12 protein-coding genes are annotated in these 12057 nt (G+C 69.2%); all 12 read left to right on the forward strand.

Annotated elements, in window-relative coordinates; all coding sequences use genetic code 11:
- Positions 1–76: 76 nt before the first annotated feature.
- The 12 genes from ASG48_RS09505 (at position 77) to ASG48_RS09560 (ending at position 11722) form a co-directional block, all read left to right on the forward strand.
- A complete protein-coding gene (locus tag ASG48_RS09505) occupies positions 77–1429 on the forward strand; it encodes an iron-containing alcohol dehydrogenase (RefSeq protein ID WP_156381565.1) in 1353 nt (450 codons plus the stop codon).
- A 2-nt stretch (positions 1430–1431) separates the two neighbouring features.
- Complete coding sequence (locus ASG48_RS09510) at positions 1432–2241, forward strand: HAD-IIB family hydrolase (protein WP_055848632.1); 810 nt, start codon at positions 1432–1434, stop codon at positions 2239–2241.
- A 62-nt stretch (positions 2242–2303) separates the two neighbouring features.
- On the forward strand, positions 2304–2972 hold the full coding sequence (locus ASG48_RS09515; RefSeq protein WP_055848635.1) for a class II aldolase/adducin family protein: 669 nt from the start codon (positions 2304–2306) through the stop codon (positions 2970–2972).
- A 171-nt stretch (positions 2973–3143) separates the two neighbouring features.
- Positions 3144–4034 carry a sugar ABC transporter permease gene (locus ASG48_RS09520; RefSeq protein ID WP_244486854.1) on the forward strand — a complete coding sequence of 297 codons (891 nt, stop codon included), beginning with the start codon at positions 3144–3146 and terminating at the stop codon, positions 4032–4034.
- Entirely contained in the window at positions 4031–4906 is an 876-nt protein-coding gene (locus ASG48_RS09525) for a carbohydrate ABC transporter permease (RefSeq protein ID WP_055848638.1), read from the forward strand. Before ASG48_RS09520 ends, ASG48_RS09525 begins: the two co-directional genes overlap by 4 nt.
- A gap of 183 nt (positions 4907–5089) precedes the next feature.
- On the forward strand, positions 5090–6601 hold the full coding sequence (locus tag ASG48_RS09530; RefSeq protein WP_055848640.1) for a sugar ABC transporter substrate-binding protein: 1512 nt from the start codon (positions 5090–5092) through the stop codon (positions 6599–6601).
- Positions 6602–6689: 88 nt separating this feature from the next.
- Positions 6690–7415, forward strand: a complete 726-nt coding sequence (locus ASG48_RS09535; protein ID WP_055848643.1) for an SDR family oxidoreductase — start codon at positions 6690–6692, stop codon at positions 7413–7415.
- Positions 7416–7462: 47 nt separating this feature from the next.
- Complete coding sequence (gene ugpC, locus ASG48_RS09540; RefSeq protein WP_055848647.1) at positions 7463–8530, forward strand: sn-glycerol-3-phosphate ABC transporter ATP-binding protein UgpC; 1068 nt, start codon at positions 7463–7465, stop codon at positions 8528–8530.
- A gap of 107 nt (positions 8531–8637) precedes the next feature.
- A complete protein-coding gene (modA, locus tag ASG48_RS09545) occupies positions 8638–9426 on the forward strand; it encodes a molybdate ABC transporter substrate-binding protein (RefSeq protein ID WP_055848649.1) in 789 nt (262 codons plus the stop codon).
- Between the two features lie 111 nt (positions 9427–9537).
- On the forward strand, positions 9538–10242 hold the full coding sequence (gene modB, locus ASG48_RS09550) for a molybdate ABC transporter permease subunit (RefSeq protein WP_055848651.1): 705 nt from the start codon (positions 9538–9540) through the stop codon (positions 10240–10242).
- The gene (gene modC / locus ASG48_RS09555) at positions 10239–11339 is read left to right on the forward strand and encodes a molybdenum ABC transporter ATP-binding protein (RefSeq protein ID WP_055848654.1); all 1101 of its coding nucleotides are present in this window, start codon (positions 10239–10241) and stop codon (positions 11337–11339) included. The genes modB and modC overlap by 4 nt, the downstream gene beginning before the upstream one ends.
- Positions 11336–11722: a LysR family transcriptional regulator gene (locus tag ASG48_RS09560; RefSeq protein WP_055848657.1), complete on the forward strand. Its 387-nt coding sequence runs from the start codon at positions 11336–11338 to the stop codon at positions 11720–11722. The genes modC and ASG48_RS09560 overlap by 4 nt, the downstream gene beginning before the upstream one ends.
- Positions 11723–12057: the final 335 nt, after the last annotated feature.

Genomic DNA, 12057 nt, shown 5'->3' on the forward strand with positions numbered 1-12057 from the left:
CGCTGTCAGATGGATTGACAAATGCTGGGCCGTCGCGTCAGATGACAAAAAGACGGACGGGAGGGGTGGAATGTCGATGGTCGGGGACAGGCCGCAAACGGCCCGAGCGGGTGCGCCGGCCGGCGGCTGGACGGCGTTGATCGACGAGATCGTCGACGGCCGCTGGAGCGACCCGGCGACGGGCCGCACGATGACCGTGCCCTACGATTCCGTCGTCATCGCCGAGAGCCTAGCGGGCCGCGAGGCCGAACTCGTCGCCTCCGTCGACCTGCCCGGGCGCCTCGCCGTCGTCGCCGACGCCGCGACCTACGAGGCGCTGGGGCGCCGCGTCGCCGAGGCGCTGAAGGACCGGGACCCGACGGTCATCGTCCTCGACCATCCCCATGCCGACATGGCCAATGTCGCCGCGCTGCGCGAGAAGCTGCGCAGCTTCAACAGCGCGGTCGCGGTCGGCTCGGGCACGGTCAACGATCTCGTCAAATACGTCACCGCCGAGGACGGCCGGCGCTACTGCGTGTTCGGCACCGCCGCCTCGATGAACGGCTACACCTCGACCACCGCCTCGATCACTCTGGACAGCGGCCTGAAGGTCTCGCTGCCGGCGCAGGCCCCCGCCGGCTTCTTCGTCGATCTCGGCGTCTCGGCTGCGGCGCCCAGGCGCCTTGCCGCCGCCGGCTTCGGCGACTGCCTCGCCCGCTCCGTCGCGCAGGTCGACTGGTGGCTCTCGCACCGCCTCTTCGGCACGACCTACTCGCAGAGCGCCTACGCCATCGAGGAGGCCGACGAGCGGGAGCTGAACGCGCGCGCGGCCGGCATCGGCCGCGGCGAGGTGGAGGCCGTCGGCTATCTCTACCGCGTGCTGACGCTCTGCGGCCTCGGTGTCTCCTTCACCGGCCTCTCGAACCACGGCTCGATGGGCGAGCACCAGATCTCCCACTATATCGACTGCTTCGCCGGAAAGCGTCATCCCGGCACGCTGCACGGCCAGCAGGTCGGCGTCGCCTCGCTTACCATGGCGCGGCTGCAGCAGCGGATTCTGGACTCCGAGACACCGCCGGGCGTCAAGGCGACGATCGTCGACGAGGCCGACATGGTGCGGCGCATGGGACCGGCGATCGCCGCGCAATGCCTCGAGGAGTTGCGCCGCAAGGCCTTCACGCCCCAGAGCGCGTCCGCCTTCAACGACAGGATCGCCGGGCTCTGGCCGGAGCTGCGCGAGGAGCTGCGGGCCTTCGTCATTCCCGAGCCGGAGATGCGGCGCATGCTCTCGGAGGCCGGCGGCGCGACGACGGCCGAGGAGCTCGGCCTCGATCTCGCCTTCTGGCGCGAGGCGGTGATCCACAGCCGCGAGATGCGCAACCGCTTCTCGATGATCGACATCGCCGCCGATGCCGGCTGGCTCGAAGACTTCGCGGCCGAGGAGCGCTGAGGATGCGCCCGCTCTTGCAGATGTCCGACGCGGTGGCCGGCTCGATCATCGGCGTCTTCGCCGATATCGACGACACGCTGACCACCGAGGGGCGCCTGCCCGCCGCCTCCTACGCCGCGCTCGAGGCGCTCCACGAGGCGGGTCTGTTCGTCGCGCCCATCACCGGTCGCCCGGCCGGCTGGTGCGACATGGTCGCCCGCTTCTGGCCGGTGACGGGCGTCGTCGGCGAGAACGGCGCCTTCTACTTCGCCTATGACGCCGCCGCCCGCCAGATGCGCCGCGCCTTCTTCGCGAGCGATGCCGAGCGGGCGCAGAACCGCGCCCGGCTCGAGAGGGTCGGCGCGCGCATCCTCGCCGAGGTGCCGGGCTCGGCCATCTCGGCCGACCAGCTCTATCGCGAGGCGGATCTGGCGATCGACTTCTGCGAGGACGTGCCCGCCTTGCCGCGCGCGGCGGTGAACCGCATCAAGGCGATCTTCGAGGAGGAAGGGGGCGTGGCCAAGGTCTCCTCGATCCACGTCAACGGCTGGTTCGGCGCCTATGACAAGCTGTCCATGTCGCGCCGCTTCGCCGACGAGATCCTCGGCCTCGACCTCGACGCGGTGAGGGACCGGATCGTCTTCGCCGGCGACAGCCCGAACGACGCGCCGATGTTCGGCTACTTCCCCAACAGCTGCGGCGTCGCCAACGTCCTCGCCTTCGAGGGCGAGATGGAGGCCGAGCCCGCCTTCGTCGCCACCAAGATCGGCGGCGCGGGCTTCGTGGAGATCGCCGAGCGCGTGCTCGGCGCGCGGCGGGCCGCCGTGGCATGAGCATGGGGCGAACGGACAGGATCGCGGGACGCGAGCCCGACGCCGGGAGAACGGAGAACAGGATGGACGACCAGGAACTCAAGATCCGCGAGCGCATCATCGAGCTCTGCCGCGAGATGAACCGCAACGGCCTCAACCAGGGCACGTCCGGCAACATCTCGGCGCGGCTCGGCGACCGCATGATCCTGACGCCGAGCGGCACGCCCTACGACACGATGACGCCGGACATGCTCGTCTCCATGCCGCTCGACAGCGACGGCACGGTCTGGGACGGGCCGCTGAAACCCTCGACGGAATGGCGCTTCCACCGTGACATCCTGCGCGCCCGGCCCGATGCCAATGCCGTCGTCCACGCCCATCCGATCTTCGCCACCGCCTTCGCCATCGCCCGCAAGGACATTCCGGCCTGCCACTACATGGTCGCCGTCTTCGGCGGCCACGACGTGCGCTGCGGCGGCTATGCGCGCTACGGCACGCCGGAGCTTTCCGCCGAGGCGCTGAAGGCGCTGGAGGGGCGCACCGGCTGCCTTCTGGCCAATCACGGCATCATCACCATCGCCGACAGCCTCGACAAGGCGATGTGGCGCGCGGTCGAGCTGGAGACGCTCGCCAAGCACTATCACTACGCGCTGCAGATCGAGGGCGGTCCGGTGATCCTGCCGAAGGAGGAGATCGACGGCGTGGTGCAGGGCTTTGCCAGCTACGGGCTGCAGGTGCCCAAGGCGGCATGAGGCCGTGAGGCACTGACGGAGCGTCGCGGAACCGAGGAGGGTCCGCGACGCGCCGGGACGACGCTGCGAAGCGACATGGGGAGGAGCGAAGGCCGGAAACGGGCTTCGGCATCGAAATATCGGGGCGCGGGGCGGCGAAGGCCGCCGACGCGCCGGGGAGGAATTCGCGACGTGTCTTCATCGACCCTCGTCAGACGCTCGGTCATCTCCGACCATCCGCTTCCGTGGCTGATGCCGCTGATCGCGATCCTCCTCGTCTTCACCATCTTCCCGCTCTTCTACAATCTGTGGCTGAGCTTCCACGAATACTTCCCGCGGCGGCGGTCGCTGAACTATGTCGGCATGGCCAACTGGAGCCAGATCGTCTCCGACACGCGCTTCTGGCAGGCGCTCGGCGTCACCTTCGTCTACTTCATCGTGGCGCTGACGATCGAGCTGGCGCTCGGCATGGCGATCGCGCTCCTGCTCGACGCCGAGGAGTTCGGCTTCGGCTTCCTGCGCGGCCTCCTGACCCTCACCCTCGTCATCCCGCCGGCCATCGTCGGCATGATGTATCTCCTCATGGAGGACCCGCAATTCGGCGTCCTCTCCTACTTCCTGCAGATGGTGGGCGCGCTCGGGCCCGACACGCCCATCCTCGCCACGCCATCGCTGGCGCTGGCCGGCGTCCTCTTCGCCGAGATCTGGCAGTGGACGCCCTTCATGGTGCTGATCCTCCTCGCCGGCCTGCGGGCCCTGCCCTCCGAGCCCTACGAGGCGGCGCAGATCGACGGGGCGAGCGCCTTCCAGACCTTCACCAAGCTGACGCTGCCGATGATGTCCAAGGTCATTGCCATCGCCATCCTCATCCGCGGCATGGATCTGTTCCGGGCCTTCGACTACGTCTTCGTCATGACCTCCGGGGGCCCCGGCACCTCGACCTACACGCTCAGCCTCTACGCCTGGCAGCAGACCTTCTCCTTCGTGAAATGGGGCTATGGCGCGACGCTGAGCCTCGTCACGCTGGCGATCATCGTGGTCATGGCCAATGTCTTCATCAAGGTCGCGAAGGTGAAGTGGTGATGCAGTCCACCGGCTCCCGCATTCTGCGCATCGTCACGGCCTGGGTGGTCGTCGGGCTGTTCTTCTTCCCGATCTATTACTGGACGAGCGTCGCCTTCCGCGACGGGCGGGACATCTTCGCCCGCCCGCCGATCATCGCCGACTTCACGCCCACCTTCGCCAACTTCCAGAAGGTCTTCGGCATCACCTTCGGCGAGGGCGGCGCGGTGACGGTGACGCCGGGCGGGGGCAATTTCTACATGGGGCCGCGCCTCTGGGACTCCATCGTCATCGCCTGCGGCTCGACCGCGCTCGCCATCATCATCGCGACGCTCGCCGCCTACGCCCTGTCGCGCATGCAGTTCCGCGGCCGGCACCAGTTCGTCTCCTGGGTCCTGTCGACGCGCATGATGCCGCCGGTCGCCGTCGCCGTGCCCATGTTCTTCATCTACAAGTCGCTCGGCCTTCTCGACACCTATGTCGGCATGATCCTCATCCACGCCCTCGCCAACCTGCCGCTGGCGGTGCTCCTGATGAAGAGCTTCTTCGACGACATCCCGTCCGAGATCGACGAGAGCGCCATCGTGGACGGGGCGAGCCGCTGGCTGATCTTCCGCCGCGTGGTGCTGCCCATGGCCAAGGGCGGCATCGCGGCGACGGCGGTCCTGTGCTTCATCTTCTCCTGGACCGAGTTCCTCTTCGCGCTGACCCTGACGCAGACGCAGATCAAGACCGTGCCGGTGGTCTCCACGACCTTCGTCACCTCCGTCGGCACGGCCTGGGGCAACATGGCCGCGCTGGGCGCGGCGGCGATCGTGCCGGCCTTCGTCTTCGTCCTCGCCGTCCAGAAGCATCTCGTGCGCGGCCTCACCATGGGCTCGCTGAAGCAGTAGCCCGCTTGGGGCGCTGGCCGCGCCCCTCAGCCAGGCAGAACCATTCGTCCCGCCGGGCGCCGCAAGGGCGAGCGCGGCAGGGACGCGAGGGCCCGGACGGTTTCGAGGAGGAGACCGGGCGGGCCGCAAGGCCCCGCGACGACAGGCGGGCTTTCACTGTCGACACCGGAGGAGACCGCAATCATGAAAGACTGGCAGCGCAAGCACTATCTGGCGCAGGTGACGGACCGCTATGTCGGCGGCCGGATGGACCGGCGCAACTTCCTTCGCTCGGCCGGCCTGCTCGGCCTCTCGGTCGGCGCCATGGGCCTGGGCTTCGGCATGGGCAACCGCCGGCCCTTCTTCAACATCGCGCCCTCGGCGGCCGCGCAGGGCACGCTCGAGCCCTCGCCCGAGATGATCAAGTGGCTCGGCGACGTCGGCAAGCCCTTCGCCGGCACGACGCTGCGCCTCGCCACCGAATCCACCCCGCCCTCCAACGCCATCGCCAACAGCCTGAAGGGCTATTTCGAGAAGGCGACCGGCATCACGGTCGAGATCGAGGTCCTGCCGCTGGAGCAGGTTCTGCAGAAGCTGACGCTCGACGTCGCCTCCTCGCTCGGCACCTACGACCTCTACTACATCGACCAGAGCTGGGCGGCGAATTTCAGCCAGGACGTGTTCGACCCGCGCGAGCTGATCGAGTCCAAGAAGGACCTCTACTACCCCGACTACAATATCGACGACTTCCTGCCCGCGCTCGTCGACGGCATCGCCAAATACGAGGACCGGATGGTGGGCGTGCCCTACGACATCCCGATCTTCATCATGCAGTACCGCAAGGACATCTACGACGAGCTGGGCCTCAAGGCGCCGACGACGATGGAGGAGCTCTACACCAACTCCAAGGCCATCACCGACGCCAAGGGACCGAACCTCTACGGCACGACCGGCCAGATGAAGTCCGGCCATTACAGCCTCGAATGCGACTGGACGGCCTGGCTCTGGGGCCATGGCGGCCAGATCTTCGACGCCGACAAGAAATTCGCCGGCAACAACGAGGCCGGCATCGCGGCGATGGAATACTGGGACCGGCTGAAGGCGACCATGCCCCCCGGCGTCTCGGGCTGGACCTGGGACGGCCAGGGCCAGTCGGTCAGCCAGGGCGTCGCCGCCTCGATGCTCTCCTGGGGCGAGTTCTTCCCCTTCTTCGACGATCCGAAGTCCGGCAAGATCTCCGGCCTGATGGAGGCGGCCGTGCCGCCGAAGGCGACCTCGCTGATCACGCCCGACAAGACCGGCTTCGGCGAGATTCCCGGCGTCGGCCACCAGGGCGGATCGAGCCTTGCGGTCTCGAAATATTCCAAGAACCCGGACGCGGCCTGGGTGTTCATGCAGTGGGCGACCTCGGCCGACACGCAGGCGCTCATCACCGTTCTGGGCGGCGGCACGGGCCCGACGCGCACCAGCGTCTACGACGATCCGCGCGTCCTCGCCAATGCCCGCGTCGGCGCCGGCACGACGCGCCACCTGCCGATCGTGCGCGAGACGATCGCCGGCCACATGGGCTCCGAGCCCGACCTGCCGGAATGGGCGGAGATCTCCTCCGACACGATCCCGGTGGCGCTCGGGCGCTACTTCGCGGGCGAGTTCAAGACGCCCAAGGAAGCGCTCGACGACATCGCGGTGAAGGTCGAGGGCATCCTCGCCGGCTGATCCGGGGTCTCCTCCCGGACCGGATCAGCGGGCCGCGGCGACGGGATCGCCGCGGCCACCCTTTCCCATCGCCCGCACAGGACCTGCCATGGCGCACAAGCCGCTCATCGCCATCACCGGCGCCTCCTCCGGAATCGGAGAGGCGACCGCCCTCGCCTTCTCGAAGGCCGGCCATCCCCTGCTTCTCATGGCCCGCCGCCTGGAGCGCATGGAGGCGCTCGGCCTGCCGGACACGGTTCTGGCCAGGGTCGACGTGCGCGACCGCGCCGCCATCGCCGAGGCCGTGAAGGCGGGCGAAGCCCGGTTCGGGCCGGTGGATCTCATGTTCGCCAATGCCGGCGTCGCCCATCTCGCCGACATCGCCACCCAGCCGCCGGAGGAATGGGACGCGATGATCGACATCAACACCAAGGGCGTGATGAACACGGTCCACGCGGTGATGGCCGGCATGATGGAGCGCCGCCGCGGCACGCTGGTGATGATGAGCTCGATCGCCGGCCGCAAGGTCTATCCCGACCACACCGTCTATTGCGGCACCAAGTTCTTCGTCCACGCCGTCTCCGAATCGCTGCGCGAATACCTCTCGGCCTACGACGTGCGCGTGCAGGTGATCTCGCCGGGCGTCATCGAGACCGAGGTTCTCTCGGGCGTGAAGGACGAGAAGACGCTCGCCGCCTACAAGGCCAACAAGATCGCCATCGGCGGCGGCATCGGCCCCGAGCACGTGGCCGACCTCATCCTCGCCACCTACCGGATGCCCCAGAACGCGCTGGTGCAGGAAATCGTGCTGACGCCGACGCGCCAGCGCTACTGAGCGCCCGCGCATCCCCGGCACCCGCAGCATTCATCGAAGGAAGTTCCATGGCCAGCGTCGAGTACAAGAAGATCGGGAAGTCCTTCGGCTCGGTCGAGATCATGAAGGACGTCTCGCTGCGCATCGAGGACGGCGAGTTCGTCGTGCTGCTCGGCCCCTCGGGCTGCGGCAAGACCACGCTCCTGCGCATGACGGCGGGCTTGGAGACCATCTCCTCGGGCGAGCTCGAGATCGCCGGGCGCCGCGTCAACGACGTCCATCCGCGCGACCGCGACATCGCCATGGTGTTCCAGAACTACGCGCTCTATCCGACCATGAAGGTCTTCGACAATATCGGCTTCAGCCTGGAGGTCGCCAAGCGTTCGAAGGCGGAGATCAAGCAGAAGGTCGAGTGGGCCGCGGCCATCCTCAACCTCACGCCCTATCTCCAGCGCTATCCGAAGGAGCTCTCCGGCGGGCAGCGCCAGCGCGTGGCCATGGGCCGCGCCATGGTGCGCGAGGCCGGCGTCTTCCTCTTCGACGAGCCGCTCTCCAATCTCGACGCCAAGCTGCGCGCGCATATGCGCCTCGAGATCCGCCAGCTGCACAACAAGCTCGGCGCCACGACCGTCTACGTCACCCACGACCAGATCGAGGCCATGACCATGGCCGACAAGATCGTGCTCATGCAGGGCGGGCGCATCGTGCAGATGGGCAGCCCCGACGAGATCTACGAGAAGCCCAACTCGAAATATGTCGCCGACTTCATCGGCTCGCCCTCGATGAACTTCCTCGACGGCGAGATCGCCGCGGAGGGCGGCGGGGCGATCTTCCGCGCGCCGGGCGTCTCGATCCCGGTGCCAGCGGGCACCGCCGCGCGGCCCGGCCAGAAGACCATCCTCGGCATCCGCCCGAACGACCTGAAGGTGACGGGCTCTGGCCCGATCAGCGGCCGGCTGATCCTCGCCGAGACGACCGGCTCGGACGTCCATCTCCATGTCGACGTCGACGGCCGCGACACGGTGGCCGTCGTGCCGCGGGCCGAACGCCTGCAGCCGGGCGCGCCGGTGAGCCTGACCGTCGCGCCGGAGGCGATCCATCTCTTCGACGCCGGCACGGAACTGCGCATCGGCTGACGCGCCATCCCGCCATCGCGCTCCGTTCGGCCGGAGAGGGCGCTTCCCTTCGCGCGGCGGCTCGTTATATTCGCACGAATATATCGCTCGTCGACAGGGAGGCGCCCGTGGCCCGCCGCAGAACCATCCTCGCCGCGGCCCTCGCCGGCCTTCTCGGCCTGTCCTTCGCCGCAGTCCCGTCCCATGCGCAGGAGGCCGGGCCCGTCGTCTTCGCCGCGGCGAGCCTGAAGAACGCCTTCGACGCGGCGAACGCGGCCTGGGCCGCGCAGGGCGGCCGGACGGCGACGATCTCCTATGCGGCGAGTTCGGCGCTTGCCAGGCAGATCGAGGGCGGCGCGCCGGCCGACGTCTTCGCCTCCGCGGACCTTGCCTGGATGGACTATCTGTCCAAGGCCAAGCTCATCGCCAACGACACGCGCACCGAACTCCTCGGAAACGGGATCGTGCTCGTGGCGCCCAGGGACGGGGCGACCGCGCTTGCCATCGCGCCCGGCTTCGATCTTGCCGCCGCGCTCGGCGACGGGCGCCTCGCCATGGCCAATGTCGACAGCGTCCCGGCCGGGAAATACGGCAAGGCGGCGCTTGAGACGCTCGGCGCCTGGGACGGCGTGAAGGACAGGATCGCGCAGGCCGAGAACGTGCGCGCCGCGCTTCTCCTGGTCGCGCGCGGCGAGGCGCCGCTCGGCATCGTCTACCGCACCGATGCCGTCGCCGATCCGGCCGTGCGGATCGTCGGCACCTTTCCCGAGAGCAGCCACGCGCCCGTCGTCTATCCCGTGGCGGTGACGGCCGCGGCGACCTCGCCGGACGCGCGCGCCTTCGTGGATTTCCTGAAGGGCAATGCGGCCCGGGCGCTCTTCGAGGCCGAAGGCTTCACGGTCCTCGCCCGGGACTGAGCGCGGCGCCTCCCGCCCGCCGCGCCGTTCAGTCCCGCGCGGCGGCCCATGCCCTAGAAGGCCGGGAACGCCCGTTCCCCGCCGCCCCGCTCCCGCCATGGCTCTCGCCCGATGATCCCCGAATGGCTCCAGCTCGGCCCGCAGGAATGGACCGCCGTCCGGCTCTCCCTGCGCGTCTCCGCCGTTGCGACGCTGGCGAGCCTGCCGCTCGGGCTTCTCGTCGCCTACCTTCTGGCGCGCCGGCGCTTTCCCGGCCATGCCCTCCTCAACGGCCTCGTGCACCTGCCGCTGGTTCTGCCCCCGGTCGTCACCGGCTATCTTCTCCTCCTCTCCTTCGGACGGCGGGCGCCGCTCGGCGCCTTCCTCGCCGAGCATCTCGGCCTCGTCTTCTCCTTCCGCTGGACGGGCGCGGCGCTGGCCGCCGCCGTCATGGGTTTTCCGCTGATGGTGCGCGCCATCCGCCTGTCGCTGGAGACGCTCGACCGCCGGCTGGAACAGGCGGCGGCGACCCTCGGCGCCTCGCCCGCCTTCGTCTTCCTCACCGTGACCCTGCCGCTGATCCTGCCCGGCCTCATCGCCGGCATGATCCTCGCCTTCGCCAAGGCGATGGGCGAGTTCGGCGCGACGATCACCTTCGTCTCCAACATTCCCGGTCAGACGCAGACCCTGCCCTCGGCGATCTACACGTTCACGCAGGTGCCCGGCGGCGATGCCGGCGCGCTGCGCCTGACGCTCGTCTCCGTGGCGCTCTCGATGGGGGCCCTCCTCGCCTCCGAGATCCTCGCCGCGCGCGTCGGCCGCAGGCTCTCGGCATGACGATCGAGGTGGACGTCCGCAAGACGCTGGGCACCTTCGCGCTCGACGCGCGCTTCTCGAGCGCCGGGCGGCTGACGGCGCTCTTCGGCGCATCGGGCTCGGGCAAGACGACGCTCGTCGATCTCGTCGCCGGCCTGTCGCGGCCCGATGCGGGGCGCATCGCCGTCGACGGGCGGGTGCTCGTCGACACGGCGGCCCGGATCGCCCTGCCCGCGCATCGCCGCCGCATCGGCTACGTCTTCCAGGACGCCCGGCTCTTTCCTCATCTCAGCGTGCGCGCCAACCTCCTCTACGGCCGCTGGTTCACCCCGGCCGCCGAGCGCCGCGCGCCATTCGCCGAGATCGTCGAGCTTCTCGGCATCGGCGCGCTTCTCGACCGGCGGCCGGCCGGCCTGTCCGGCGGCGAGCGCCAGCGCGTGGCGATCGGCCGGGCGCTTCTCGCGACCCCCCGCCTCCTCCTGATGGACGAGCCGCTGGCCGCGCTGGACGAGCCGCGCAAGATGGAGGTCATGCCCTATCTGGAGCGCCTGCGCGACGAGACGGCGGTGCCCATCCTCTATGTCAGCCACTCCATCCCCGAAGTGCTGCGCCTCGCCTCGCGCATCGTCGTGATGGGCGGAGGCCGGGTGGTCGCCGAGGGCGAGCCGGAGACCGTGCTGCGCCGCCTCGACCTCACGCCGGCCTCCGCCGAATTCGAGCCCGGCTGCAGCCTCGACGCCGTGGTGGAGGCGCAGGACGAGGCCTTCGGCCTGACGCGCCTCGCCTCGCCCGCCGGGCCCTTCCTCGTGCCGCGCATCGAGGCCGGGCGCGGCGCCGTCCTGCGCCTTCGCATCCGCGCCCGCGACGTGATGATCGCCACGCGCCCGCCCGAAGGCCTCTCGGCGTTGAACGTCCTGCCCGGCCGCATCGCCGCCCTGCGCGAGATGGAGGGAGCGGAGGCCGAAGTGACGCTCGACTGCGCCGGCGCGACGCTTCTCGCCCGCCTCACCCGCCGCTCCGTCGCGCTGCAGGGCTTGGCGCCCGGCATGGCCGTCTTCGCCGTGGTCAAGGCCGTCTCCTTCGAACGCGCCCCGCGCCCCGCCGGGATCGCGTCGTGACGCGCCCGCCTCCCCCGCCCGCGCCGCGCCTGACCATCCGCCTCGACTTCGACGCCGGCCGCCGGCTCGGCCCCGGCAAGATCGCGCTTCTGGAGGCCATCGCCCGCACCGGCTCGATCTCGGGCGCGGGCCGGCAGTTTTCCATGTCCTACCGCCGCGCCTGGCTTCTGGTCGCCGAGCTCAACGCCATGTTCGTCGAGCCCCTCGTCGCCACCAAGGGCGGCGGCCGCAACGGCGGCGGCGCGAGCCTCACCCCCTTCGGCGAGACGCTCGTCGCGGATTATCGCGCGGCGGAGGCGAGGATGGCGGCCTGCGCGCGCGAGGAGATCGGGCGTATCGCGGGGATGCTGGCGCCGGTGGGGGAAGGAGAGGATGGAGTTTGAAGCGGGAGGAGTAGGAGATGCGTGAGGAAACGAGGTGGGTTGCGTCGGGTTTCGACCCAAATTGGCCCTTGATCCGTTCATTGGCCGCTCCCCAAAGCAGACGTTAGGCTTGGCTCCGACGCGACGGTAACGCACTTTCATCACTGCCCTTCGGCATCCTTCGGCATACTTCGGCATCCTTCGGCAGCTTCTGCGCACCGGACATCGGTTAAAGCAAAGCCTAGTTGCAAATCTAGACACTAGTTTTAGTTGCAAGCCGGTCGGGCGAATGTTTCGATTGCGTCCAAAGGTAAGGCTCTGCACGGGCTTGAAACGGCGGGCACGTAGGTCGGGCT

The sequence above is a fragment of the Aurantimonas sp. Leaf443 genome (assembly GCF_001425575.1).
Lineage (GTDB): Bacteria > Pseudomonadota > Alphaproteobacteria > Rhizobiales > Rhizobiaceae > Leaf443.

Excerpts from the sequence above, each read along its gene's own strand:
- ASG48_RS09505 (WP_156381565.1), top strand. The coding sequence starts at position 77 with ATGGTCGGGGACAGGCCGCAAACGGCCCGAGCGGGTGCGCCGGCCGGC.
- ASG48_RS09510 (WP_055848632.1), top strand. The coding sequence starts at position 1,432 with ATGCGCCCGCTCTTGCAGATGTCCGACGCGGTGGCCGGCTCGATCATC.
- ASG48_RS09515 (WP_055848635.1), top strand. The coding sequence starts at position 2,304 with ATGGACGACCAGGAACTCAAGATCCGCGAGCGCATCATCGAGCTCTGC.
- ASG48_RS09530 (WP_055848640.1), top strand. The coding sequence starts at position 5,090 with ATGAAAGACTGGCAGCGCAAGCACTATCTGGCGCAGGTGACGGACCGC.
- ASG48_RS09535 (WP_055848643.1), top strand. The coding sequence starts at position 6,690 with ATGGCGCACAAGCCGCTCATCGCCATCACCGGCGCCTCCTCCGGAATC.
- ugpC (WP_055848647.1), top strand. The coding sequence starts at position 7,463 with ATGGCCAGCGTCGAGTACAAGAAGATCGGGAAGTCCTTCGGCTCGGTC.
- modB (WP_055848651.1), top strand. The coding sequence starts at position 9,538 with ATGATCCCCGAATGGCTCCAGCTCGGCCCGCAGGAATGGACCGCCGTC.
- modC (WP_055848654.1), top strand. The coding sequence starts at position 10,239 with ATGACGATCGAGGTGGACGTCCGCAAGACGCTGGGCACCTTCGCGCTC.